The sequence below is a fragment of the Variovorax sp. Soil_C_33 genome, from assembly GCF_057656935.1.
In genome coordinates this window covers 1-25,669 of sequence record NZ_JBDGJK010000007.1, presented here as the reverse complement: position 1 = coordinate 25,669, position 25,669 = coordinate 1, and the positions used below count along the sequence as shown (strand labels likewise).

Sequence of the window (25,669 nt, the reverse complement as noted above, 5' to 3'; positions counted from 1 at the left end):
AAACATGCAAGACATCCTGATCAACTGGTCCCCCCAGGAGACGCGCGTCGCCCTGGTCGAGCACGGCGCCGTCCAGGAGCTGCACGTGGAGCGCACGCTCGAGCGCGGGCTGGTCGGCAACATCTATCTCGGCAAGGTCTCGCGCGTGCTGCCCGGCATGCAGTCGGCCTTCATCGACATCGGGCTCGACCGCACGGCCTTCCTGCACGTGGCCGACATCGTGGCGCCTTTCACGCCCGGCTCGCGGCCCAGCGCGGCTCAGCCCGAACGCGACAGCCGCAACGGCGGGCCGGTGGTGCCGATCGAGAAGCAGGTGTTCGAAGGGCAGTCGCTCCTGGTGCAGGTGATCAAGGACCCGATCGGCACCAAGGGCGCACGGCTGTCGACCCAGATCAGCATCGCCGGCCGGCTGCTGGTCTTCCTCCCGCAGGACAACCATGTCGGCGTCTCGCAGAAGATCCCGCCGGACCTGCGCGATGCGCTGCGCACGCGCATGCAGGTGCTGATCGAGGCTGCCGCCGCGGCCGACGGCGGCGGGGTGCTGCCCGCGAACACCGGCGGCTTCATCCTGCGCACCAACGGCGAGGACTCGAGCGATGCCGAGCTGGCCGAGGACATCGCCTACCTGCGCAAGACCTGGTCGCGCATCCGTGAGCTGTCGTCGCGCATGCCGCCGATGTCGCTGCTGCACCAGGATCTGAGCCTGCTGCAGCGAGTGCTGCGCGACATGACCAGCGAGGACACGCAGACCATCCGCATCGACTCGCGCGAGCAGTTCGAGCTGCTGCTCAAGTTCGGCCTCGAGTTCATGCCGCAGGCGGCCGGCAAGCTGCAGCTCTACAAGGGCGAGCGGCCGATCTTCGACCTCTATTCGATCGACGAGGAAATCGCCAAGGCGCTGGGCCGCCGCGTCGACCTGAAGTCCGGCGGCTACCTCGTGGTGGATCAGACCGAGGCGCTGACCACCGTCGACGTGAACACCGGCGGCTTCGTCGGCGCGCGCAACTTCGACGACACCATCTTCAAGACCAACCTCGAGGCCGCGCAGGCCATCGCGCGGCAGCTGCGGCTGCGCAACCTGGGCGGGATCATCATCGTCGACTTCATCGACATGGCGCGCGACGACCACCGCGAGCAGGTGCTGGCCGAGTTCCGCAAGCAGCTCGCGCGCGACCGCGTCAAGACCACGGCCGGCGGTTTCTCGCAGCTGGGCCTGGTCGAGATGACGCGCAAGCGCACGCGCGAATCGCTGGCCCACATGCTTTGCGAGCCCTGCCTGGCCTGCAACGGACAAGGCATCGTGAAGACCGCGCGCAGCGTGGCCTACGACGTGCTGCGCGAGATCCTGCGCGAGGCGCGCCAGTTCACGCCGCGCGAGTTCCGCATCGTCTCGTCGCCGCAGGTGATCGAGCTCTTTCTCGACGAGGAGAGCCAGCATCTCGCCGGGCTCAGCGATTTCATCGGCAAGCCGATTTCGCTGCAGGCGGAGCCGGCGATGGGGCAGGGGCAGTACGACATCGTGCTGCTCTAGCCGGCCGCGCTAGAGCGTCGGGTCTTGGCCGGAGGTTGCGCTGCGCACCGCATGCGTCTGCAGCCGCGCGTAGAGCCCGTCCAGCGCCATCAGCTGCGCATGACTGCCCTGTTCGGCGACACGGCCGTGCTCCATCACGATGATGCGGTCGGCGTGCTGAATGGTCGAGAGCCGGTGCGCGACGATCAAGGTAGTGCGGTTCTGCATCAGCCGCTGCAGCGCCTCCTGCACCAGCCGCTCGGATTCGGTATCGAGCGCCGATGTGGCTTCGTCGAGCAGCAGCACCGGTGCGTCCTTGTAGAGCGCACGTGCGATCGCGAGCCGCTGGCGCTGGCCGCCCGAGAGCTGCGTCGCGTTGTGGCCGAGCACGGTATCGATGCCCTGCGGCAGGCTCTCGACGTGCACCGCCAGGTTCGCGGCCGCCACGCAGGCGAGCACGCGTTCGCGGTCGACCGCGGCGCCCAGCGCTACGTTGGCGGCCAGCGTGTCGTTGAGCATCACCACGTCCTGGCTCACCATCGCGAACTGCGCCCGCAGGCTTTTCAGCTGCCATTCGGCGATGTCGTGGCCGTCCAGCAGCACCTGTCCGGCGCTCGGCAGCACGAAGCGCGGCAGCAGGTTGACCAGGGTGGTCTTGCCCGATCCCGATGGGCCGACGAAAGCCACCTCCTCGCCGGGCGAGATCGAAAGGCTCACGCCGTCGAGCGCCCGGGCCTCGTCCTCGCCGCGGTAGTTGACCCGCACCGCGCGCAGCTCGATGCGGCCTTCGGCTCGCGGCGTCTCGAAGCGGCCCTGCGATTCGGATGCGACACTGTCGATCAAGGCCAGGCCGCGCTCGAGCGCCGCGAGCCCGCGCGTGATCGGGCCGGCGATGTCGGCGAGGCGGCGGATCGGCGCGATCAGCATCAGCATCGCCGTGATGTAGGCGACGAAGCCGCCCACGGTCAGGCCCTGCTCGCCGCTTTGCCAGAGGGCGATCATCACGACCACCGACAGCGCGACGGCGGCCACGATCTGGGTCAGCGGCGTCATCGCGGCCGAAGCGATGGTGGACTTCACGGCCAGGCGATTCAGGCTGTGGCTGAGGCGGTCGAAGCGCTCGGTCTGGCTGGCCTCGGCGTTGTGCAGGCGCACCATACGGTGGGCCAACACGTTCTCCTCCACCACATAGGCCAGCTCGTCGGTGGCCTGCTGTCCGAGCTGCGTGAGGCGATAGAGGCGCTTCGAGAACACCTTCATGATCCAGGCCACGCCTGGCGCCAGCACCCCGACGATCAAGGTCAGCTTCCAGTTCAGGTAGATGAGGTAGGCTAGCAGCGCAATGAGCGTGAAGCCGTCGCGCGACAGGCCCAGCAGCGCTTGCACCAGCAGCATGGCGCCGGTCTGGACCTCGTAGACCACGGTGTTCGACAACGCGCTCGCCGACTGGCGCGAGAAGAGGGCGAGCTCGGCCGCAAGCAGCCTTTCGAACATCACGCGCCGCAGCTGCTGCATGCCTTCGTTGGCGATGCGGGCCAGCGCGTACTGCGAGACGAACTGCGCGAGGCCGCGCACGGCGAAGAGGAGAATGATGGCCGCCGGCACCATCCAGAGCGCCAGCTGTCCGCGCGTGAAGCCGCGGTCGAGCAGCGGCTTGAGCAGCGCGGGCATCAGCGGCTCGGTCAGGGCGGCGACGAGGGCCGTGACGAGCCCGAGCGCCCACCAGCGGCGCGAGCCTCCGAACCAGGTCATGAGGCGCGCGAGCCGGCGCGTGAGAGGAGGGCGCGCGGACTCGGCGTCGGGGGAGGGCTGCATGGCGGCGCATTCTACGGTTGCGTAGGGTCAGCCTTCGCTGTAGGACCGCGCCGGCACATACACGTTTTGTGACCTTGCGTGCATCGCCTTGTGTACCATGTGGCCTCGTTTCGTCCGGGCATGAAACTTAAATCCCGGAAACCTCTCCGAACTGCATGAAAAAGCCGTTGCAAGAATTCTCCCCAACCCCTTCTTCATCGTTCTCCGTCCGCCGCACACTGATTGCGGCATTGGCTGCCTCCCCCGTACTTCCCGTGCTCGCCCAGTTCAGGGTCGAGGTGTCGGGCGTCGGCTTGACGCAGCTGCCGATCGCGCTTGCCCCTTTCAAGGGTGAAGACGCATCGCCGCAAAAACCCGCGGCCATCGTCCAGGCCGACCTCGAACGCAGCGGCCAGTTCCGCGGCGTCGACGCGTCGGGCCAGTCGCTGGACGAGACCTCGCGTCCCGACCTGAGCCTGTGGCGGCAGCGCACGGCCGATTCGCTGGTCGTGGGCAGCGTGACGCGGCTCGCGGACGGCCGCTACGACGTGCGCTTCCGCCTCTGGGACGTGGTGCGCGGCCAGGATCTCGGCGGCCAGAGCTACACCGTGCCGCAAGGCGATCTGCGCCTCGCCTCGCACCGCATCGCAGACTATGTCTACGAAAAGCTTACAGGCGAAAAAGGCATCTTCTCGACCCGCATCGCCTACGTGACCAAGGGCGGCACCCGCTACAACCTGTGGGTCGCCGATGCCGACGGCGAGAACGCGCAGGCCGCGCTCGCGAGCCCCGAGCCGATCATCTCGCCGGTCTGGTCTTCCAATGGCCAGCAGCTCGCCTACGTGTCCTTTGAATCGCGCAAGCCGGTGGTGTACGTGCACAGCGTCGCCAACGGCCAGCGGCGGCTGGTGGCCAACTTCAAGGGCTCCAACAGTGCGCCCGCCTGGTCACCCGACGGCAGCACGCTGGCCGTCACGCTGAGCCGCGATGGCGGTTCGCAGCTCTACACCATCTCGTCGAACGGCGGCGAGCCGCGCCGGCTCACGCAGAGCAACAGCATCGACACCGAGCCGGTGTACTCTGCCGACGGCAGCACCATCTACTTCGTGAGCGATCGCGGCGGCGCCCCGCAGATCTACAAGATGGGCGCCAGCGGCGGCAACCCGACGCGTGTGACCTTCAGCGGCACCTACAACATTTCTCCGTCGGTCAGCGGCGATGGCCGGTGGTTGGCCTACATCTCGCGGGTGGGTGGTGCCTTCAAACTCCACGTGATGGAACTGGCGACCGGCAACGTAACGGCGCTCACCGACACCACGGCCGACGAGAATCCCAGTTTCGCCCCGAACAGCAAGCTGATCGTCTATGCGACCCGGCTGCAAGGCCGCGAGGCGCTGATGACCACGACACTCGATGGAAAAATAAAAGCTCGACTGGCGGGACAGGCGGGAGACATCCGGGAACCGGACTGGGGTCCGTTTCAAAAGCAATGATTAACTTGAGGAGTTCGAAATGTTGAAACGTACGATTTATTCGCTGGCCATCGTGGCGCTGATCGCCGGGTGCTCGTCCGGCACCAAGGTGAGCGACACGCCGGTGGTGGACCGCTCAGGCACCGCCGGAGGGGCCGGCGGAACGGCCAGCGGCGTCGCGCCGGTCAGCATCGACCCGCGTGCGCAGACCGCACAAGGCCCGGTCGGCGTGGCACGGATCGTTTATTTCGACTTCGACAGCTACACGATCAAGCCCGAGTTCCAGTCGCTGATCGATGGCCATGCCCGCTTCCTGAAGGCCAATCCGCAGCGTCGCATCTCGATCGAAGGCCACACCGACGAGCGCGGCGGCCGCGAATACAACCTGGCGCTGGGCCAGAAGCGCTCCGAAGCCGTGCGCCGTTCGCTCGGCCTGCTGGGCGTGCCGGACAGCCAGATCGAGGCCGTGAGCTTCGGCAAGGAAAAGCCCGCGGCGCCCGGCAGCACTGAAGACGCCTGGGCGCAGAACCGCCGCGCCGAGATCACCTACCGTTGATGATGCGACGAGTTTCTCTGCGTAGCGCGGCCCTCGCTGCCGCCTTGTTGTGTGCCTCGCTGGGCGCACAGGCTGCGCTGTTCGAGGACGACGAGGCACGCCGCGCGATCCTCGATTTGCGCCAGCGCGTCGAGGCCATGCGCCAGCAGGCCGAGCAGCGCCAGAACGACGAGAACGCGCAGTTGCGGCGCAGCCTGCTCGACCTGCAGACGCAGATCGAGCAGATGCGCGGCGATCTCCAGCGCATGACGGGCCAGAACGAGCAGCTCACGCGCACGATCACCGAACTGCAGCAGCGCCAGGCCGAGATCGACGACCGGCTCAAGAAGAACGAGCCGGCGAAGGTCGCGGTCGACGGCCGCGAGTTCACGGCCGACCCGAAAGAGAAGGCCGACTTCGATGCCGCGCTGGGCATCTTCCGCGCCGGCCAGTTCGCGCAAGCGCAGACGGCCTTCGCCGAGTTCGTGAAGCGCTACCCGCAAAGCGGCTACAACCCTTCGGCGCTGTTCTGGCTCGGCAACGCGCAGTACGCCACGCGCAACTACAACGAGGCCATCGCCAATTTCAGGTCGATGCTTTCGCTGGCGCCCGATCACGCGAAGGCGCCCGAGGCGGTGCTGTCGATCGCGAACTGCCAGATCGAACTGAAGGACACGCGCGCGGCACGCCGCACGCTCGAAGACCTGACCAAGGCCTATCCGCAGTCCGAAGCCGCACAGGCCGGGCGTGAGCGCCTCTCGCGGCTCCGGTAATCCCGGGAGCGGCTTGAACGCAATGTCTCCCGTCGTCACTCTGGACGACGCCGATCTGGCCCGCCGCTTCGGTGGGCTCGAACGGCTCTATGGCGTGCCGGGCGCGGGCCGCATCCGCGACGCCCATGTGCTGGTCGCCGGCATCGGCGGCGTCGGCTCATGGGCGGTCGAGGCACTGGCGCGCAGCGGCGTCGGGCGGCTCACGCTGATCGACCTCGACCACATCGCCGAATCCAACATCAACCGGCAGATCCATGCGCTCGACACCACCGTGGGCCAGGCCAAGGTCGAAGCCATGCGCGAGCGCATCGCGCACATCCATCCGGCCTGCGAGGTGCTTGCCATCGACGAATTCGTCGAGCCCGGCAACTGGCAAGACCTGCTGGCGAGCGCGCAGGCGGCCAACGGGCCCGTGGCTGCCGTCGTCGATGCTTGCGATCAGGTGCGCGCCAAGCTGGCCATGGCGGCCTGGGCCCGCGAGACCGGCATCGGCTTCATTACCGTGGGGGCAGCGGGCGGAAAGCGCCTGGCCCACAAGGTCGACATCGACGACCTCGCGCTGGTCACGCACGACCCGCTGCTCGCGCAACTGCGCCAGCGCCTGCGCAAGGAACATGGCGCGCCGCGCGAGGGCCGCAAGATCGGCGTGAGTTGCGTCTTCAGCCGCGAAAGCGTGGCGCCGCCCGACGCCTCGTGCGCGATCGAGGAGGGCGACGGCTCGCTCAACTGCCACGGCTACGGCTCGGTGGTGAGCGTGACGGCCACCTTCGGGCAATGTGCGGCGGGCTGGGTGCTGGACCGGATCGCGCGCAACGGCACGCTATAATTTCGGGCTTTGCCGGCTTCGACGCCGGACAAGAAAACGAAGAGTGGGACGTTAGCTCAGTTGGTAGAGCAGCGGACTTTTAATCCGTTGGTCACAAGTTCGAATCTTGTACGTCCTACCAATAATGACAAGGGTTAGCAGGTGAGTGCCTGCTAACCCTTTTTGCTTTTCAGGCCATTCTGTCACGATTTATGTCACGATCCGTCGGGCGCTGCCCCGGTGCGCTCTCATGAAGGCAGAATCCACCTCGTATGCCGCACAGCAGGCAAAAAAAACGCCGGCATGCCACGCGTCACGGAGCTGGCGCCGCCGACACCCCGAATCAAGCAAAACAATGAATGACAAGTCGAGCTGGATAAAGTCCATCAAACAAGATCAAAGTAATCTGAAGTGGGTCGCCGACTTCATCTGGAACATCGCCGACGACCGTTTGCGTGACGTGTACGTGCGCGGCAAGTACCGTGACGTAATCCTCCCCTTCATCGTTTTGCGGCGGCTCGACGCTGTTCTGGAGCCTACCAAACAGGCGGTACTTGAGCGCAAGCAGTTCCTTGACGCGCACAAGGTGGCCGAACAAGGCGGCGCGTTGCGGATGGCCGCAGGGCAGGCGTTTTACAACACCTCCGATTTCACGCTCGCAAAGCTCAAATCAAGTGCCGCTGGTCAACGCCTCCGCGATGACTTCATCGATTACCTGGACGGCTTCTCTCCCAATGTTCAGGAAATCCTGACCAAATTCAATTTCCGCAACCAGATTCAGAAGCTGGTTGATGCGCACGTATTGGGTTACCTCATCGAGGACTTCCTCGACCCAGAGGTCAATCTCTCGCCGCTGCCGGTGAAAGACGCGGATGGGCGCATCAAGCTTCCTGCGCTCGACAACCACGGCATGGGCACCGTGTTCGAGGAACTGATCCGACGCTTCAATGAAGAGAACAATGAAGAGGCTGGCGAGCACTTCACTCCTCGCGACGTGGTCAAGCTGATGGCCAAACTGCTGTTCCTCCCAGTGGCCGATCTCATCCAGTCCGGCACCTACCTACTGTACGACGGCAGTTGCGGCACCGGCGGGATGTTGACCGTCGCCGAGGAGGCGCTGCAAGATTTGGCCGAGCGCCACGGCAAGGATGTCTCGATCCATCTATTTGGCCAAGAAATTTCTGACGAAACCTACGCCATCTGCAAGGCGGACCTGCTGCTCAAGGGTGAAGGTGAGGAGGCGGAGAACATCGTCGGCGGTGCGGACAAATCCACACTGTCGGCCGACCAGTTCAGGTCGCGCGAATTCGACTTCATGATCTCCAATCCGCCCTACGGCAAGAGTTGGAAAACTGATCTTGACCGGATGGGCGGCAAGAAGGAGTTCGGCGACCCGCGCTTCATCGTCAATCACGGCGGCGATTCAGAGTTCAAACTGATCACGCGGTCGAGCGACGGGCAGCTGATGTTCCAGGTGAACAAGCTGCAGAAGATGAAGCACAACACACCGCTCGGCAGCCGCATCGCACTTGTCCATAACGGTTCGGCGCTTTTCACCGGCGACGCGGGGCAGGGCGAGAGCAACATCCGCCGTTGGGTGTTGGAAAACGACTGGCTCGAAGCCATCATCGCGCTGCCACTCAACATTTTCTACAACACTGGCATCGCCACCTACATCTGGGTGCTGGCCAACCGCAAGGCGGAGGACCGGCGGGGAAAAGTGCAGTTGATCGACGCGTCGCAGTGGTTCCAGCCGATGCGGCGCAACCTCGGCAAGAAGAACTGCGAACTGGCAGACACGGACATCGAACGGATCCTGAAGCACTACCTCGCGCAGCCCCCTGCCGACACCCAAGCTGCAACGGCTTCCACGTTCAACACGCCCGAATGCAAGTGGTTCGACAACGCCGATTTCGGGTACTGGAAGATCACTGTTGAGCGTCCGCTGCGACTTAAGAGCCAGCTAAAGCTCAGTGCCATCGAGACGTTACGATTTGCCACCGGCGACGAGGTCGTGCGCGGCGAAATCCACGCCAAGTACGGGGACAACCTGTATGAGGAGTTCGGGAAGTTCAAAGCCGAGATTGAGGCGTGGCTCAAGGGCGACGATGAAGAAGAACCCGAGGACGAATCAGACGACGACGACGCCAAGCCCACCAAGAAAGCCGTTCCGGAGAAGCGTCGCAAGAAGTTGCTCGACCCTGCTACTTGGCTGCGCGATAAGACCTTGGTCGAACTGGCCAAACTGGCGCAGCAGGAGCTAGGCGACGCCGTGTTCGACGACCACAATGACTTCCGTGGCCGCTTCGACGCGGTGATGAAGGCACACAGCAAAAAGCTGGGCGCGCCGGAGAAAAAAGCGATCTATAGGGCCGTGAGTTGGCGCGACGAGGCCGCACCGCCGGTTGTCGCCAAGCGCAGCAAGCTCAAGGCTGGCGAGCACTTTGAGCCCGGTTACTACGGCGCGTGCCTGGAGAAAGTTGGCAAGGATCGATTCGTGGTCGAGTACGAAGCCGATACCGACCTGCGCGACAGCGAGCAGGTGCCGCTGAAGGAAACCGGCGGCATCGAGGCTTTCTTCGTCCGCGAAGTGTTGCCCCACGCTCCCGACGCGTGGATCGCAAAGGATGCGACCAAGATCGGCTACGAGATCTTGTTTGCCCGCCACTTCTATAGACCGACACCGCTTCGCACGGTTGAGCAAATCCGCGCCGACATCCTGAAGCTGGAGCAACAAACTGAGGGGTTGCTGCACAAGATCGTGGGAGAGGCGTGATGCCCGGCGTGTACGCAAACTGCCGCACGTCCAAGATGCGCTGGCTCCCCCCGGTGCCTGAGCATTGGAGCGAGCAGCGCGCCAAAGTCTTCTTCCGCGAGGTGGATGAACGCTCGCGCACTGGAGAAGAGGAGCTGCTGTCTGTCTCGCACCTGACCGGTGTGACGCCGCGCAGTCAGAAGAACGTCACAATGTTCAAGGCGGCGAGCTACGTTGGCCACAAAGTCTGTCGTCCAGGGGACATCGTTGTCAACACACTATGGGCCTGGATGGCAGCCCTTGGCGCTGCGCGCCATACCGGTTTGGTCAGTCCGGCCTATGGCGTCTACCGACCCCACAAGGACGAAAGTTTCAACTCTTCGTATCTCGACTACCTGCTGCGGACCCGCGCCTACGTAGCCGAGTACATCGGTCGTTCGACAGGCATTCGCGCCTCGCGCCTGCGCTTATACCCAAACCAGTTCCTCGACATCATCCTAATCCAGCCACCTCGCCCCGAGCAAGATCAGATCGTCGCCTACCTCCGCGCGCAGGACGCCCACATCGCCCGCTTACTCAAGGCCAAGCGCGAAATGATCGGACTGCTCACCGAGCAGAAGCTGCGCATCATCGACCACGCCGTCACTCGCGGCCTCGACGTGTCGGTCAAGGTGAAGCCCTCCGGCATCGAATGGCTGGGCGATGTGCCAGAACATTGGGAAGTATCACGCCTCAGAAACCTGGCTGCACGAATCACAAGTGGTTCACGCGGCTGGTCCGACTATGCATCGGACAGCGGCCCGCTGTTTCTCAGAGTCGGGAATCTCACGCGGGCGTCGATTGCAGTCAACCTGACAAAGACGGTGAGACTGAAACTCCCCGAATCGGTCTTGGTCGAAGCGAGCCGGACGCGCGTCAAAGCAGACGACATCCTTCTGTCGATTACTGCGTATATTGGATCCGTTGCCCACGTGCCAGCAGAACTGCCGGAGGCATATGTTAGCCAGCACGTGGCCTGCTGCAGGTTGCTACCAGAAGTTGCCAATGCCAAGTGGGTGGCATACGTTCTGCTCTCGTCGGTGGGGAAGACCCATGGCTCACTCTGCATGTACGGCGGAACAAAGCAGGGACTCACACTCAATGATGTAAAGAATCACGTGCTTCTTTTGCCCCCGCGCGCCGAGCAAGATGCGCTGGTCGATCATATTGATTCAGCAATAGCCACGATCGATCAGGCCATCGGCACTCATCGACACGAGATTGAACTCATTCGCGAATACCGCGACCGTTTGATCGCAGATGCGGTCACCGGACAGGTGGACGTGCGCTTTTGGGTGCCGGGCCCTGACGACGTGGTGGCCAAGGAAGAATTGGCTGCGCTGGGCGAGGACGACGAAGCCAATGCCTATGGAGAGGATGATGATGGCCGCGACTGACACGAGCGAAAAAGGCCTAGAGGCGCTGATCGTGCGCGACCTCTGCAGCAGCGGAGGTTACGCGCAGGGGCAGCCCACCGATTACAACCGCGACGTGGCGTTGGACGCAACGCAGTTGCTGGCCTTTCTGCAGGCCACCCAGCCTCCGGTCGTCACGGCGCTTGAATTGGCCAACGAGGGCATCAAGCGCACGCAGTTCCTGCACCGCATTCAGGGCGAAATCGCCAAGCGGGGCGTCGTGGACGTGCTGCGCAAGGGCGTCAGCCACGGCCCGGCGCACGTCGACCTTTACAAGCTGTTGCCCACGCCGGGCAATACCAGCGCCGCCGAAAATTTCCGCAAGAACATCTTCAGCGTCACCCGGCAGCTGCGCTACAGCAATGATGAATCCCAGCGGTCGCTGGATATGGCGATTTTCATCAACGGCCTGCCGGTAGTGACATTCGAATTGAAGAACTCGCTGACCAAGCAGACTGTCGCCGACGCGATCATCCAGTACCAGACCGACCGCAACCCAATTGAATTGCTGTTCCACCAGGGGCGCTGCGTGGCGCACATCGCGGTGGACGATGCCGAGGTGCGGTTTTGCCCCCATCTCACCGGCAAGACCACGTGGTTCCTGCCATTCAACCAAGGCTGGAACAGCGGCGCGGGCAATCCGCCCAACCCAAATGGCCTCAAGACCGACTATCTGTGGAAGCAGGTGCTGACCAAGGACTCGCTCGCCAACATCATCGAGAACTTCACGCAAGTAGTGGAGGAAGAGGACGAGACAGGCAAGAAGCGGCGCAAGCAGGTCTTCCCGCGCTTCCACCAACTGCGCACCGTCCGCGCCTTGCTGCGGCGCGCCCGCGGGGACGGGGTCGGCAAGCGCTACTTGATCCAGCATTCGGCGGGTAGCGGCAAGAGCAACACCATCGCGTGGCTGGCCCATCAGTTGGTCGAGCTCAAAACGGCTGCCGACGCAATGTTGGCGCAGTTTGACTCTGTCGTAGTCATTACCGACCGGCGCGCGCTGGACACCCAGATCGCCCGCACCATCAAGAGCTACGATCACGTAGCTTCGATTTTCGGGCATTCCGAGAACGCCGACGAGCTGCGCACTTTTCTGCGTAAAGGCAAAAAGATCATCGTTACCACGGTGCAAAAGTTCCCGTTCATCCTGGATGAGTTGAGCAACCTCGGTACCAAGAAGTTTGCCCTGCTGATCGACGAGGCGCATTCCAGCCAGGGCGGCAAGACGACGGCAAAGATGCACATGGCGTTGTCGAGTGCTCCAGGCGACGATGAGGATGACGAGGAGTCGGTCGAGGATGCGGTCAACAAGCTGATTGAGTCGCGCAAGATGCTGCCCAATGCGAGCTACTTCGCTTTCACCGCGACGCCGAAAGCCCGGACGCTGGAGTTGTTCGGTGAGCGCTACGATGAAGCTGGTGAAGCACGCTACCGCTCACCCGAAGAATTGACCTACACCACCAAGCAGGCGATTCAAGAGGGCTTCATCCTCGACGTGATTGAGAACTACACATCGGTTGATAGCTTCTATCACGTAGCCAAGACGGTCGAAGACGATCCGGACTTCGACAAGGTGAAGGCGCTGAAGAAGATCCGTCACTACGTCGAATCGCACGACAAAGCCATCCGCAAGAAAGCCGAGATCATGGTCGACCACTTTGTGGCGCAGGTGGCTGGCAAGCAGAAGATTGGCGGCAAGGCGCGGGCGATGATCGTCTGCAACGGCATTGCACGAGCCATCGACTATTTTCGCGAGGTGTCGAATTACCTCACCTCCATCAAGAGTCCGTTCAAGGCCATCGTTGCCTATTCAGGCGACTTCGAAGTTGGCGGGGCGAAGAGGACCGAGGCCGATCTCAACGACTTCCCGAGCAAGGACATTCCGTCCAAGCTCAAGCAAGACCCGTATCGCTTCTTGATCGTTGCCAACAAGTTTGTGACCGGCTTCGACGAGCCGCTGCTCCACACGATGTACGTGGACAAGCCTCTGGCGGGGGTGATGGCGGTGCAAACGCTATCTCGCCTGAACCGCGCGCATCCGCAGAAGCGGGACACTTTCGTACTCGATTTTGCAGACAACGCCGAGGCCGTGAAGGCGGCGTTTCAGGATTACTATCGCGCGACGGTGCAGGTTGGCGAGACCGATGCCAACAAGTTGCACGACTTGAAGAACGACCTCGATGCCAAACAGGTGTACAGCTGGCAGCAGGTCGAGGACTTGGTCGCGCTCTACGTCACGGGGGCGGATCGGGACAAACTCGACCCGATTCTCGACGCCTGTGTCGCCATATACATCGAGAACCTGGACGAAGACGGCCAAGTCGAGTTCAAAGGCCAAGCCAAGGCCTTTGTGCGGAGCTATGGCTTTCTCGCCGCGATCCTGACCTACGGCCACTCGGCGTGGGAAAAGCTGGCGATATTCTTGAACTTCCTGATCCCCAAGCTGCCGGCCCCGAAGGAGGAAGATCTTTCCAAGGGCGTGCTGGACGGCATCGACATGGAAAGCTATCGGGTGGAAGCTCAGGCATCCCTAAAGATGTCGATGGATGATGCGGACAGCTTCATCGAGCCAGCGCCACCCGGAGGTGGCGGCGGCAGTGGCGATCCTGATATCGACAAACTGTCCAACATCATCAAGGCGTTCAACGATATGTTCGGGAATATCGAATGGAAGGACGGTGACAAGATTCGCAAAGTCATCACCGAAGAAATTCCGGCGCGCGTGTCACAGGACAAGGCTTACCAGAACGCACAGACGAACTCCGACAAGCAGAACGCGAAGTTGGAACACGACAAGGCTCTGAATCGGGTGGTTCTTGAGCTGATTTCCGATCACACAGAACTATTCAAACAGTTCAGCGACAACCCGAGTTTTAAGCGCTGGCTGACCGACATGGTCTTCGACTCGACTTATCACCCGGGAATGGTGCCGCCGAAGGCGCCGCCGCAGATGGGCGCCTCGACGTGAGGTCATAGCGAGTCCATCCAGCGGGGCGTTTCCGAGACGGCCGCCATCAAGTAGCGTGCAGGAGGCCGACCACGATTGCGCCTGCCGCGACAACAAAGAGCCCGAAGCTGATGCCGAGGGCCGTGAACGCGAAGCGGTTCCAGAACAATTCCCCGTTGGTGTCGTGGACCTGCGCCACGATTGCGCCGAGTCGCGGTAGGAATGCGGCCGACGCGACGACCGCGCCGAGAAGGAACAGGATGATGGCGGATACGCCGTAGGGCTTGAACGCGAGATAGGTGCTCGGCTTTGAGATCAGTGCCTGAATGAAGCCGAGCATGGCGACGACGCCCGCGCTGTTGAGCACGGCGATGCCCTTGATGCCGTTCGATAGCAGGTCTTCATATCGATCGATCAGTCGGCGATGGTCCTCGATCCTCGACTTTGCCGTGTCGCTCATGTTGCCAAGGCTCTCGCGCATGCAGTCCTCGTTCTTTGTTGCTGGTTCGCCGACTATAGGCCCGGCTCAATGCGGAACTCGTGGAAGTCGCACGCACACGTCGGCATCCCGCCTGCGACGGGTAACCGGTAAGTGTCTGCCCGCCGCTCAAGAAGCCGAACGACGGCATCCACCTCGCTTCCGCCGTCCTGAGCAGCGTGACTTGCCTGCGCTGAAGGGCAAGATCTGTCGCGCAGACGAGACGCTATTGACGATGTGCGATCCGATAGGCGCAGGGTACTGTCAAACAGGCGCGCTAGCCCTGCGCGCACCTCCGCCTCGTGCCTCCAAAGCTCGCTCAAGCGCCGGCGGTGAAAAACCTCCGCAAGAGCCACCGGGGCGCCAGCAACCGCGCCACGGCCGAGGGGGCCGCTCGCAAGCGCGTCTGACCAACATGAAGCTCATCAAGCCCGTCAGGGGGCCGGTGCCACTAGCAACCGGAAGCGACCAAACTGCCCGTGCTCAGGGCTAGACAACGGAGGGCCCACATTCGCAACGCGCAGGCAGCCTCTACAGTAAGATGAAGGTTACACAATGTAGCCATCGAATCATGAAGTATCGCGAAAGCCAACTCGACAAGGAATTGCGTCAATGGTTTGGCAACGATTTGAGCAAAGCGCTACTACGTCGAATTGTATTGCGCCAAGGGAGCTTGCGCGGAGTAAATGCGCTCGATATTAAATTCAACTATCCAATTACGGCATTTGCTGGAATTAACGGGGCAGGTAAGTCGACCATTCTTGCCTTGGCAGCCTGCGCATACCATGCAAAGGAAAACTCCTTCAAGCTGCCACGTAGAAAACACCCTTACTATACATTTTCCGATTTTTTTATCCAGCACAAGACAGAGAATTCCCCGGATGGCATTGAAATTCATTACCACATTGCTCACAACAGTTGGAAGAAGAATGAAAAATGTCCGGACGGAAAAGGAATTTTGTACCAAGTTCGGAAGAAGAAGAAAGGCGGTAAATGGAATGACTACGACAGCCGTGTAACGAAGTGCGTAATTTTCTTGGGAATTGAAAGAATTGTCCCTCATAGCGAGCGAAGTCAATCGAGGTCGTATTCGCGGGCGTTCGAAGACACTGCACCCAAAGGATGGGAGAATAAAGTAAGAGACGCGGTGGGCGCGATTCTCGGAAAATCATATGACGATTTTCGCTATCTAGGGCACGCAAAATACAGCCTCCCCTTAGTGAAAGTCGGGGATATCACCTATTCCGGGTTCAATATGGGCGCCGGTGAAAACGCACTTTTCGAGATCTTTTCGACTCTTTATTCTTGCGGACAGAATGCACTTTTGGTCATGGATGAGATCGAGCTTGGACTTCACGCCAAGGCTCAACGGAAATTCATGACTAAGCTAAAGGAAGTTTGTAGAGAAACGGGTGCCCAAGTAATCTGCACAACGCACTCCAGAGAGATTTTTGAGTGTCTCCCCGACGATGCGCGCTATTTTGTAGAAACCGTAGGGAAAAAAACGAAAATGACGGCGGGCGTCTCGCCTGAGTTTGCGTTCTCAAAGATGGGCGCGTCGACACCAGGTGAGTTGGATGTTTTCGTGGAAGACGAAGTCGCACGCTCACTAATCGAAGTTGCCTTGCCTGCCGTTGTTCGATCGAGAATCAGAATAAAAGTCATCGGATCGGCCGCCGCAATCGCACGTCAATTGGCCGCACTTCACGTGCGAGGAGAAGATCGACCGGCAATCGCCATTTTCGATGGAGATCAGAGGGTCAATATTCAAGATCTTCTTTCTCATGCAAAGAAAATGGCGGAGAACACCGGCCAAGGTTTCGCCGACTGGTTCGCGGCGCGCATCGGATTTCTGCCAGGGGATACTTGGCCAGAGAGCTGGATCGTCCAGAGGTGCAAAGATTCTTTGAATCAAACTGTTGTAGCCTTGTCTCTAACCGAAGAAGGGGAGGCCGAGGACATATTGGAATATGGCTTGCAGGCAGGAAAACACAATGAGTTCTTCGAGATCTCAAAGCACATCGGCTTAGATAAGCATCAATGCATGCTTCGACTGGCCGCGACCGCGCATGCCACAGGGGAAGAGCATTTCGAAGAAATTAGAGCTATTATTTCGTCCAAATTGAATTAGTCCGACACATTTATCCGGAAGGCAGCCATCGATCTGCAGCAGCGCGGCTAGCGTCGCCGAGACCGTGTGTGGCGATGTCCTGGCCGCCGAGAACTGCGGGAATTCGATCTCAACGATGTGCCGCGCAACACGGTTGGTCGGCCCCCACCGGTCGCAATGCGCAGCGTCGAGCCGCCGGCGCGCAGGTTCGTGTCGATCTCGGCGATGCGCGCGCCGAACCGCGCAAGGTCGTCAGACGTCAGAGGCGCGCCACGCCATCGATCGTCATGAGCACCCTGGCCGGCGATGTGGTGCCTCAACGGCCGTGGACGAGAGGATCGTGGTCGCACCCCGCCGACGGGCCAGATCGCTCACGGATGTCCGCGTGACGACCCGTGATCGTCACGCGTGACGGCACCGTGATCTGTGCCGTGACGTGTACCGGGCGCACTCAATGCCGGGCCGCCTGCCTCTCTCGGGAGACTCCGAAACCGTGAACCTGCCGATCGAATCGGCCGGGAAGCCGCGCCAGCGCTAGGTTTTTCACTTTTGGGAAAAACGCGCCATGGCGGGTCTTGCGCGCCGCCGAGACTTCCTCTTGCCAAGTTGAAGCACGGCAATACAAACAGCTTTTTCGAGACCCGCAGGGTCATCGTTCCAAGACCGCCTCGGCGGGCCGTGCTTCAACACCGGAACGATGAACCTGCGGGTTTTCTCGTTTCCGGCGCCGCTTGCGGCTGGCTGGATGCAGGTAGACCGCTCGCAAGGCCGCCGTAACTGCGTTGAGAGGCAACGGGGGAACCTTCCCAAGCCAAGCCGAAATGAGTGGCCGCCGCAAGGCGGTGTGCAGGAACCGGCAGAAGGGGCGCAGCAGAGCGCGTAATCCTGCAAGCTGGCACGTCTGATTCGCTGCCGGCCCCGAATGCGACCGACCGATGGATCGACGGCAGACGGGGCTCACTGAGCCTCCCTCATGGGCGGTTTAGGTGAGTCTTTCCCTTCAACTCCCTCCCTCCAAATCTCCGGCAGTCCTTCTCCAGAAAACACCAACAGGACGTTCCATAGGTAAAGGGGCGAGTGCCCAAATAATCAGCAGGATTAAAAAATGGAAATGACGATCTACACCGACGGCAGTTGCAACCCGAACCCCGGCCCCGGCGCTTGGGCCTTCGTTGTCTACGAGGACGGGCGCGAGGTGTTCAACGACGCCGGTGCGGAGCGCGACACCACGAACAACCGGATGGAGATTCAGGGTGTTCTCCGGGCGCTGCAGTGGCTCGACTGCCGGCCGGCGCGCGTCCTGAGCGACAGCCAGTACGTGGTGCAAGGCCTGAATGAGTGGGCACCCGGATGGGCGCGGCGCGGATGGACTCGCAAGCCCAAGAAAGGCGTCGCGCAGCCGGTGTTGAATGTCGATCTCTGGCAGGCCATGGTGGCCGCGAAGAATCCCGGCCAGACGCTCGAATGGGTGCGTGGGCATGCCGGGAACGTCGGGAATGAACGCGCGGACTTCCTGGCCGAGAAAGCGCATCGTGCGGCCTTTGCGCGGCCCGTGGCACTCGCGGCCAGGTATCGCCCGGCGCCGCGTGCGCTGACCCTGCACGATGCCCCGGAACCCATGACCATCGTGCCGACCAGCCGCCCGATTCCGGCCCACCAGATTGATTGGATCGGCCTCTTCTGACTCGGAAAAATGGCCTCGGCCGGGGTCGGGCGGGGCGAGAAGATTCGCCCGTCATCGCTGCAACCTTGACACCGGAACGATTTCAAGAGCCCTCGGGTTTCTTGCCGCTACCTTGAATGGGAGCCGTGGTTGCAGCACGGCGCGGCAGGAAACCCGAGGGCTTTTTTGTTGCGCCGTTGACATGGCGCCGGCTCCGGCCGGCATTGCAACTGCAACGGAGCAACAACATGGCAGCATCGCAGATCGCCCCCCTCGACGGGGGGCAGCAGGCGGACACCAACACGAGCGCGACGGGCGCGCACGACAGCAATTTCGACGCGGCCAATGACCATGATGGGCGCGGCCGCAAGATCGTGCTCGTTCCTTCTTCGGGACACGATGGCGTGCTCAACGCGCTGGCCGTCAAGGATGGTGCGGTGGGTGCGCCGCTGACGATGAGCAGCCGCGAGATCGCGGAACTGACCGACAAGCGCCACGACCACGTGATGCGCGATATCGAAAACATGCTGGCCGACCTCGGCGACACATCCCCCCAGTTTTGGGGCGATCTCCCGGACAGCTACAACCGGCCGCAGCGCGTGGCGTTCCTGCCCAAGCGGGAAACGCTGATCCTCGTGTCCGGCTACAGCATTGCATTGCGCGCAAAGATCATCGACCGCTGGCAGGAACTGGAAGAGGCCGCTGCCCGGCCGGCGCTGCCGAACTTCGCCGACCCGGTGGCCGCAGCACGTGCGTGGGCGGATGCCGTTGAGGCCCGGCAACAGGCGCACATCGAGCGCGACCAGGCGGTCAGGACGAAGGCGGAGATCGGCACGCGTCGCGAGGCTACGGCCATGGCTCGCGCATCGACCGCCGTGCGCGAGGCCAATCGCCTCAAGGCCCAACTCGGCCGCAGCCAGACGCACGCGACCGTCCTGGCCGTCGAGCGCGCCAGCGGCAAGAGCTTTGGCCCGCAGGGCTGGCGCCTGCTGCGCAAGTGGTGCGACGACCACGGTCTGATGCCTGAGTCTGTCTACGATCCGCGCTACGGCACCGTCAAGGCGTGGCCGGCGGACGCGTGGGGTAGCGTCTACGGCATCGACCTCGCCGCGCTGTTCCCCGTGGCCGAGCATGCCGCGGATTGACGAAGGGAGCACACCATGAATGACAGCCCCAGCAAGCCCGCCTGCGGAGCCGTGGCGCGTGTTCTTGCCGCCCGGCCCCTGCTCATGGCGTTCGCGGCAATCGCAGCCGCGGAGGCCACGCGCATGATCGTATTCCGCCTGATGGCGTGATCCGCCATTCGCCGACAAGCCCGCCCAGTGCGGGCTTTTTGGTCTCCACCCGCCGCTGTGCCCCGCGATATCTGCGATTGGCCCGGCCGGCCGGGGCGACACTAGCAAATCGCGGGCGCTCGAAACGTCCCCGTAGTCGTGAAATCCTCCCCAGGTCGGCTACGTCTCGGTCGCGTGCCTGCCGCCACAATCCTCAGCATGAAGCTGACGATCTCGTGCCTTTTTCTCGTCACTGCAGTGGCCTCGACCTCGGTTGCCGCCCAGCAGCGCGTCTATCGCTGCGAGACGGACAGCAAGGTCGCCTACTCAGACGCGCCGTGTGTCGGCGCGAAGATCATCGACGCGACGCCGACACAGGGCGCGGACAAGATGGGTGGCGCCTCGCGCAAGGGCCGCGAGGTCCAGCGCGACGAGTTCACCACGTCGCTCGACAACGCGACGCGCCCGCTGCACGGCCGATCTCACGACGAGATGAACGTGCTGCGGCGCCGAGTGAACTTGCCGGGCAGCGATCAGCAGCAATGCGCCCGGCTCGACCGCCTTCTTCCGGCGCTGGAGGCCGATGCAGGGAGCACCGCGGGCGAGGCAAAGGCGGGCGCCGACGTGGACCTCTACAAGGCGCGCAAACGCTTCTTCGATTTGAAATGCTGACAGCGACGCAGACCTTCAAGCTCGCAATCGACTGCCTGACTGGCGAATTGATTCCTGTCGAGGCGTTTTTGGGGCGATGCCCGAAGTGCCGCGGGCGAAAATAGCGGACACCAACAAAGGAATGCGCCATGGTCGAGATTCTGATTCCCATCCCCCAACCGGAAGACGAGGACGACGAGATCGACCTGCCGGGCTACTTCGGGGGATTGATTGCTGACGAGTTCGGGGAGTTGTCGGGCGACCTGTTGCTCGCCCTTGACCTAGATCTCGAAGATGACAGAGCAATGGTCGATGATGTGACCATTGAGGATGTCGAGGTCATTGACGACCAAGTGTTCGTCCACTACATCATCGAATACAGCGCCTCCTACGGCTGCCGCGACATGAACTACGCCGATCAGGACACGCGGAGCGTGACTGGTATTCGGCGCGGCAGTGATTGGGTCTTCGAGAGGCATGTCAGCCCGCAGCGGCTCGCGCCGAACGAGGAGCTTTAGGGCCTCCTATCGGGCCGCCTTGCGTCGCTCCATAAAGTCGATGAGCGTCTTCACTGCTTCATCTGCCGCGGCGCTGGAATTCAAGTCCTCTGCGCGAATGCGCCGAACCTCGACGCCTTCGACTGTAAGAGGCACCAGTCGCTTGTCCGCTTCTGCAGGTAGTTCCCTGTGGAAGGTATCACCATCTACTTCAACCACAAACGTCAGGCCTTTGTGGATCACGATGAAATCCGGTTCGAGCCGGTTATAGGCCTTGCCGATCCGCACAAAGACAGGAAGCGGAGCAACCGCAAGCCTCGCCCGGGTCAAGGCCTCGAAGAGGGCGATTTCGGCGCGCGAGCGAAACAACAAGCCGGCGTGCTGCTTCGCCGCGATGTTGTCGCTCCGAACACGGCCTTGATTGGTGACGCCTTCGCCGCGAACGAAACGGATCGCGTCGTCACGCCAACCCTCATCCGGCTGAACCACAATCGGGCTGATCACAACAGACCCAAGCGCGTCGTTCGGCAGAGTCGCAAAAAAGCCAGAGGCGGTATCGCTAATAGCGTCCGAAGTGGCCTGCCGCTCATCGTCATTCATCGCGTAGAACAGACGAACGGGCAGACCTACGAAAAGACGCCAGCTATCGACGCCGAAATCCGTGTCCCACAACACGAGCTGGCATTCGCCCTCAACCAGCGCCGCAATGGCGCGCGCATCCCCCCTTACCTTGAGGGCCTCCACGGTAGAAGCCAAGAGGCTCTCCAGTGCGATTGGCGGTCCGCTTTTTGACATCGGCGGAGTATGCAACACGGTTGCAGCGCCGTTGTTGCCCGTACTCGATCGCGAGCGGCGGCGTGCGCCAGCACCGAACTCGGGCACGCTGGCATCAAATCTACCGAGCAAGTTGGGGAACTGCCATAGCAGGCTCCACTATGGCAAGGACGCAGCAGCCAGCTAACCGATCTTCCTCGCGATATCGATCGACTTGCTAGTTAATCGTGCGTGAGCCAATTCTTCCTCTGACTGATGAAGCGCCGCGGCCAGGGCAACGAGACGACCGGCGACTTCCTCCGGCTCGGAAGCAAGCCGCGTGAGGGCGGTGGTGCCGATCGAGCCGCCGCTGTAGTGCACGTTGACGAAGTGCGCTAGTTCTCTGGGAACGTCCTGGCCGACATGTCGTAGGGCTTCCGCGATCGAGCCGTGAAACGTCGGCTCCGTAATTTCGTGGCCGCCGTCTGCAAGTCGCGCTTCATAGACGCTCGGCTCAATTTTGCAGATGTGGAGTTCGGGGATCATGCGCGCCATGCTAGCGGCGGAGGCAGTCCGTGACTAGAACTACCTTGACGACTGCCCTGGATAGCCACGTTGTAAGTTCATGGACCTGCTGCTAGGCTCGCGCCAACAAGAACGATCCGTCTTGATGGTGGCAACCCTTCAAAGAATTCTCATCCTTTGTAAGACCTACCCCTCGCCAAGTTCCAAGTACGCAGAAACGTCTTGCGTCGCAGGAATGACCGAGGCCGGTAGCTTGATTCGGCTGTACCCTGTCCCTTTCAGGCTCGTGGCTGACGACCAGCAATTTCGCAAGTGGCAGTGGATCGAGGCAAGAGTCGAAAAAGCACATGCTGATCATCGTGCTGAAAGTCACAGGCTGTTTGTCGACACGATTCGGTGCGAACCTGAGCCGCTCAAAGCCGGTAAAGAGGGCTGGCCGCGCCGAATGGAACTGGTCTCGCACCTGCCGATATTCGACGACTTCGATGCAATCCAAGCGGCGAGGCAGGCGGAAGGCACGACCCTGGCGCTTCTGCGCCCATCTCGGATTATTGGGCTAGACATCACGCCTACCAAGAACACCGATTGGACCGAAGGTGAAAAGGAAAAACTCCTTCAACTCCAGCGCCAAGGTGGCCTCTTCGACGACGTTGATGAGAGCAAACAAATTCGCCTACTTGAGAAATTGCCGTTCGACTTCCACTATCGATACGAGTGCGATGTCGACGGAAAAACGCTTAGCTACCGGCACAAGATCGTCGACTGGGAGGCAGGGGCGTTGTTCAGGAATTTGCGAAGAAAGTTCGGCGCAACAGGGTGGGAAGAACCGTTTCGAGCCAAGTACGAACAGGAGCTTCCAGCACGCGATTTACTGCTGCTTCTCGGGACCATCCATCGATTTCCTGACCAATGGCTCGCCGTCAGTGTGATCTGCCCACCTAGGCCGCAGCCTGACGGCCAACATCAGGAAATGCTGTTTTAGAGGTCAGGTGCGACACCTGGGGGCCTCCGCGCTCACGCACGGCCCGAGCCACGTAGGTCCGGTGACACATCGTGAAATCCGCTTCAAAACAGACCAAACAGGCAACTGTGGCGTTGGCAATTTTGACAAGCTCCACAACGGTGGTTCGCTGCGTCGCCAAGTAGGTAAGAAACCCCTGCGTGTACGCAGCCCAGTCGCCATCCGCCTTGTAGCGATCGCGAACTTCCTTGGGGCACCCCAGCGCCGGCAGATGCGCGTAGGCGATTCCTGCCTCCGCAAGTGCTTCACGGAACCTCGATTTTGAGAAGCCTTTCTTCCGCGAAAGAGGCAACTCACGCACGTCAACGATGGTCTTTACCCCGGCTCTCTGCGCACGAGAAATGAACGCGGCGATGTCGAGCCCCTCGTAGCCGAACGTGAACAGATGATGCGCTGAAACCATGGAGGGGAGTTTACCGGCCAGCACTTCGGTGGCCTGGGCCACTCAGTCACTCCGTCACATGCTAGTTGCGTCAGTCGCCATCGTGGCGACGAAGTAACGGCGCGCCCCAGCGCCGCCGCCGTCAAGCGCCACTAAGGCTCCCAGTCTGCACGTGCGCAACACCGCGATAGGACACGTTCTGGCTGATCTTGTTTGTTCTTCTAAGTCACGGGCACCGATGCCTGTATTCCGCATTGACGCCACGCGGCGGCACCGGCTTCTCTCGCACGATCGCTTTCGCTGGCTTGTCCGTCCGCAGCCCCTTGAATGACGGATGCCGGATACGTCCGTCCGGCGTCCGGTGAACGCCACCTCCGGAACCAGACCGGTTCGTGCGCCCCATGGTGCTCCGAGTCAATCAAGTAGCGTTCAGAGCCGTCAGAACTTCCAGTTCAAGCTGGCCTTGAACCCATGGTCCTCGAGCCCGTCGCCGAACTGCCCCGAGTAGGACGCGCTGAGCGTGAGGTTCGGCCGCAGCAGCGTCTCGACGCCCGCTTCGAGCACCGCAGCGTACTTCCAGCGGCCGCGTACCACCGTGAAAATCAGGCGGCCCGCGAATGCCTGGGTGCTGTCGGTCGGCGTGTTGTCACCGAAGGCAATGGCGCCAGCCGAGCATGCCGCGCGGCTGGATGCTTCGCCGAGTTGCGTGCTGGTCCGCAGGCCTAGGTTGTAGAACATCGTGTCCATGCTGCCTCCCTGGCCGAACTGCCGCGCAAGCCGCCGCGCTCGGCGTATTGGCGTCGTTTGCAGGCGCATGTAGGCCAGGGCGGGAAGGGCTCCAGCGCATGCGCTGGCCTTTTCGCCGAACAGCTGCGAGGTTCTGGGGACGTAGTCGGCGTGCAGAGTGTCCTCGAAGCCGGCAAACAGGACTGGCGGCTGGTCTCAGCTTGTTCCAGCTATGGCTCGCGCCCGGGCACCCTGCGGGCCGCTGCCTGTTGAGCGATAATGACGGGCTTCGGTCGCTGGCCGGAGCCCCATCTCGCTGTATTTCAACGGATAGAATTCGGCCCTCCGAAGGCTGAGATCCAGGTTCGATTCCTGGCGGCGGGACCAAATTCAAGTCCGAAACGGTCCACCACCGTCCGGACTTTGTCGATCAGGGCTGGTAGGTGTCTTGGCAATCTTGGAGCGTCCAGTCCCTCCACCAGCTGCAGGCGGTCCTGATCTCGGTGGCAATTGGCCGGGTTCGGACCTTTCAGGGGGCTAGCGCCCGGCGTCCTGCCAGCCAGACGTCGACGTCGCTCTTGAGCCAGCCCACGGCCTTGAGCCCGAGCTTCACTGGCGGGGGGAACTCGCCGAGGGCAATCATCTTGTAGATCGTGGAAGGCGACAGCCCGGTGGCGGGCCGGAGGTCGTTGCGGCGCAAGATGTGATTGGCACTCATCATTGACCGATTTGAGGCATCCCGGGGGGATGACTCTGCTACGGCCAATTTCTGCATTCGAGCCCTTTCGACATCGCGTGTTCGGTTGATGCGCCCGGCGTGGTCGCGAAGCATTTCTATGAGCTCATTCAGCTGCTTCAGGCGCTCTTGCGTGTGGCGGCGCAGGAGTTCGGTCCGCTCAATTTCGAGAGCAAGGTCGTTGGCTTGCAAGTCCATCGGGCTTTGATTTCAAGAATGTAGCGACGATCCTATTGCGTGCGCTCTTCAATAGTCGCGCAGCACAGCGGTCGTCGAATACGCCGGCCCACGCACGCCCGCTATCTCACCGTCGGCTAAGCGCACGTGCAGGAAGTTCGAGGCGCCTCCATTGTCGAACGATTCGGCCCCACCAGGTCGACCGCTTCCAAGGGTGGTAAGCGATCTTCACGCCGAAGCCTGATTGCGATCGACGCCGCGAGATGTCCTTGCTCTTCGGTCCGCGCTGGAGCGCTGCGCCGGGATGGCATTTCTCCGTTTCACCTTCACCCAGTGGGTGGTCCGCACGCCGGGCACGTAGACGCTGTCCTCGCCGTCCCCGAACTGCGCCAGTAGGCGTCAACCGTCGAACTTAATCTCGTAGATCCAGCCAGGCTGCTCAAGGTCCAGCAGGTGCTCGTCGAGCAGCATTGGCGATAGCAGGCGTAGGTGATCCATGACACCCAGAGTCCCTGATGTCCTTCAGCGCATTTGTCAGCGGAATTCATGAACCTGATGGACTGGGCTGCTGCCGGTTTCGTGGACACCGGCCTAAGCTTTTTGAGCTTTCTCGAACTCTATCGGGCTGACGTAG

Annotated in this window: 22 protein-coding genes and 2 tRNA genes; 17 read left to right on the top strand and 7 right to left on the bottom strand. The window is 61.8% G+C overall.

The window, feature by feature from the left end; all coding sequences use genetic code 11:
* Positions 1 to 4 precede the first annotated feature (4 nt).
* Complete coding sequence (gene rng, locus AC3A6B_RS12505) at positions 5 to 1,531, top strand: ribonuclease G (RefSeq protein ID WP_487837027.1); 1,527 nt, start codon at positions 5 to 7, stop codon at positions 1,529 to 1,531.
* A 9-nt stretch (positions 1,532 to 1,540) separates the two neighbouring features.
* On the opposite strand, the gene msbA is transcribed toward rng, so the two are convergent.
* On the bottom strand, positions 1,541 to 3,325 hold the full coding sequence (msbA, locus tag AC3A6B_RS12500; protein WP_487837026.1) for a lipid A export permease/ATP-binding protein MsbA: 1,785 nt from the start codon (positions 3,323 to 3,325) through the stop codon (positions 1,541 to 1,543).
* Positions 3,326 to 3,480: 155 nt separating this feature from the next.
* Between msbA and tolB the strand changes: the two genes are divergently transcribed.
* The 8 genes from tolB (at position 3,481) to AC3A6B_RS12460 (ending at position 14,063) form a co-directional block, all read left to right on the top strand.
* A complete protein-coding gene (gene tolB / locus AC3A6B_RS12495; protein ID WP_487837025.1) occupies positions 3,481 to 4,797 on the top strand; it encodes a Tol-Pal system beta propeller repeat protein TolB in 1,317 nt (438 codons plus the stop codon).
* Positions 4,798 to 4,816: 19 nt separating this feature from the next.
* The gene (gene pal, locus AC3A6B_RS12490) at positions 4,817 to 5,332 is read left to right on the top strand and encodes a peptidoglycan-associated lipoprotein Pal (protein ID WP_093107643.1); all 516 of its coding nucleotides are present in this window, start codon (positions 4,817 to 4,819) and stop codon (positions 5,330 to 5,332) included.
* Positions 5,333 to 5,334: 2 nt separating this feature from the next.
* On the top strand, positions 5,335 to 6,084 hold the full coding sequence (gene ybgF, locus AC3A6B_RS12485) for a tol-pal system protein YbgF (RefSeq protein WP_214693473.1): 750 nt from the start codon (positions 5,335 to 5,337) through the stop codon (positions 6,082 to 6,084).
* 22 nt (positions 6,085 to 6,106) lie between these two features.
* Positions 6,107 to 6,910 (top strand): tRNA threonylcarbamoyladenosine dehydratase, encoded by an 804-nt coding sequence (locus AC3A6B_RS12480; RefSeq protein WP_487837024.1) that lies wholly within the window; start codon positions 6,107 to 6,109, stop codon positions 6,908 to 6,910.
* Between the two features lie 45 nt (positions 6,911 to 6,955).
* Positions 6,956 to 7,031 (top strand) — tRNA-Lys (locus tag AC3A6B_RS12475).
* Positions 7,032 to 7,244: 213 nt separating this feature from the next.
* On the top strand, positions 7,245 to 9,665 hold the full coding sequence (locus AC3A6B_RS12470) for a type I restriction-modification system subunit M (RefSeq protein ID WP_487837262.1): 2,421 nt from the start codon (positions 7,245 to 7,247) through the stop codon (positions 9,663 to 9,665).
* A complete protein-coding gene (locus AC3A6B_RS12465; RefSeq protein WP_487837023.1) occupies positions 9,665 to 11,080 on the top strand; it encodes a restriction endonuclease subunit S in 1,416 nt (471 codons plus the stop codon). Before AC3A6B_RS12470 ends, AC3A6B_RS12465 begins: the two co-directional genes overlap by 1 nt.
* Positions 11,067 to 14,063 (top strand): type I restriction endonuclease subunit R, encoded by a 2,997-nt coding sequence (locus tag AC3A6B_RS12460; protein ID WP_487837022.1) that lies wholly within the window; start codon positions 11,067 to 11,069, stop codon positions 14,061 to 14,063. Before AC3A6B_RS12465 ends, AC3A6B_RS12460 begins: the two co-directional genes overlap by 14 nt.
* 46 nt (positions 14,064 to 14,109) lie before the next feature.
* On the opposite strand, the gene AC3A6B_RS12455 is transcribed toward AC3A6B_RS12460, so the two are convergent.
* Positions 14,110 to 14,523 carry a hypothetical protein gene (locus AC3A6B_RS12455; protein WP_487837021.1) on the bottom strand — a complete coding sequence of 138 codons (414 nt, stop codon included), beginning with the start codon at positions 14,521 to 14,523 and terminating at the stop codon, positions 14,110 to 14,112.
* Between the two features lie 568 nt (positions 14,524 to 15,091).
* On the opposite strand from AC3A6B_RS12455, the gene AC3A6B_RS12450 reads away from it, so the two are divergent.
* From AC3A6B_RS12450 to AC3A6B_RS12425, 6 genes are all read left to right on the top strand, one after another.
* On the top strand, positions 15,092 to 16,651 hold the full coding sequence (locus tag AC3A6B_RS12450) for an ATP-dependent nuclease (RefSeq protein ID WP_487837020.1): 1,560 nt from the start codon (positions 15,092 to 15,094) through the stop codon (positions 16,649 to 16,651).
* A gap of 1,084 nt (positions 16,652 to 17,735) precedes the next feature.
* Positions 17,736 to 18,314: a ribonuclease H family protein gene (locus AC3A6B_RS12445; protein ID WP_487837019.1), complete on the top strand. Its 579-nt coding sequence runs from the start codon at positions 17,736 to 17,738 to the stop codon at positions 18,312 to 18,314.
* A 227-nt stretch (positions 18,315 to 18,541) separates the two neighbouring features.
* The gene (locus AC3A6B_RS12440; protein ID WP_487837018.1) at positions 18,542 to 19,438 is read left to right on the top strand and encodes a Rha family transcriptional regulator; all 897 of its coding nucleotides are present in this window, start codon (positions 18,542 to 18,544) and stop codon (positions 19,436 to 19,438) included.
* Between the two features lie 15 nt (positions 19,439 to 19,453).
* Positions 19,454 to 19,588, top strand: coding sequence for a hypothetical protein (locus AC3A6B_RS12435; RefSeq protein ID WP_487837017.1), 135 nt, complete (start codon positions 19,454 to 19,456; stop codon positions 19,586 to 19,588).
* Positions 19,589 to 19,786: 198 nt separating this feature from the next.
* Complete coding sequence (locus AC3A6B_RS12430; RefSeq protein ID WP_487837016.1) at positions 19,787 to 20,239, top strand: Rho GTPase-activating protein; 453 nt, start codon at positions 19,787 to 19,789, stop codon at positions 20,237 to 20,239.
* A 128-nt stretch (positions 20,240 to 20,367) separates the two neighbouring features.
* Positions 20,368 to 20,736 (top strand): hypothetical protein, encoded by a 369-nt coding sequence (locus AC3A6B_RS12425; RefSeq protein ID WP_487837015.1) that lies wholly within the window; start codon positions 20,368 to 20,370, stop codon positions 20,734 to 20,736.
* Between the two features lie 6 nt (positions 20,737 to 20,742).
* Here AC3A6B_RS12425 and AC3A6B_RS12420 read toward each other — a convergent pair whose 3' ends face one another.
* Together AC3A6B_RS12420 and AC3A6B_RS12415 are read right to left on the bottom strand one after the other, a co-directional pair.
* Entirely contained in the window at positions 20,743 to 21,471 is a 729-nt protein-coding gene (locus AC3A6B_RS12420; RefSeq protein ID WP_487837014.1) for a hypothetical protein, read from the bottom strand.
* Between the two features lie 201 nt (positions 21,472 to 21,672).
* Positions 21,673 to 22,014: a hypothetical protein gene (locus AC3A6B_RS12415; protein ID WP_487837013.1), complete on the bottom strand. Its 342-nt coding sequence runs from the start codon at positions 22,012 to 22,014 to the stop codon at positions 21,673 to 21,675.
* 79 nt (positions 22,015 to 22,093) lie between these two features.
* Here AC3A6B_RS12415 and AC3A6B_RS12410 point away from each other — a divergent pair, with 79 nt between their 5' ends.
* A complete protein-coding gene (locus tag AC3A6B_RS12410; protein ID WP_487837012.1) occupies positions 22,094 to 22,975 on the top strand; it encodes a hypothetical protein in 882 nt (293 codons plus the stop codon).
* Here AC3A6B_RS12410 and AC3A6B_RS12405 read toward each other — a convergent pair.
* Both AC3A6B_RS12405 and AC3A6B_RS12400 read right to left on the bottom strand, forming a co-directional pair.
* Positions 22,932 to 23,459, bottom strand: coding sequence for a DUF488 domain-containing protein (locus AC3A6B_RS12405; protein WP_487837011.1), 528 nt, complete (start codon positions 23,457 to 23,459; stop codon positions 22,932 to 22,934). The two genes, AC3A6B_RS12410 and AC3A6B_RS12405, sit on opposite strands and share 44 nt — an antisense overlap.
* 375 nt (positions 23,460 to 23,834) lie before the next feature.
* Positions 23,835 to 24,143, bottom strand: coding sequence for an autotransporter outer membrane beta-barrel domain-containing protein (locus AC3A6B_RS12400; protein ID WP_487837010.1), 309 nt, complete (start codon positions 24,141 to 24,143; stop codon positions 23,835 to 23,837).
* Positions 24,144 to 24,434: 291 nt separating this feature from the next.
* On the opposite strand from AC3A6B_RS12400, the gene AC3A6B_RS12395 reads away from it, so the two are divergent.
* Positions 24,435 to 24,509 (top strand) — tRNA-Arg (locus AC3A6B_RS12395).
* Between the two features lie 142 nt (positions 24,510 to 24,651).
* On the opposite strand, the gene AC3A6B_RS12390 is transcribed toward AC3A6B_RS12395, so the two are convergent.
* A complete protein-coding gene (locus tag AC3A6B_RS12390) occupies positions 24,652 to 25,056 on the bottom strand; it encodes a helix-turn-helix transcriptional regulator (RefSeq protein WP_487837009.1) in 405 nt (134 codons plus the stop codon).
* Positions 25,057 to 25,669 lie beyond the last annotated feature (613 nt).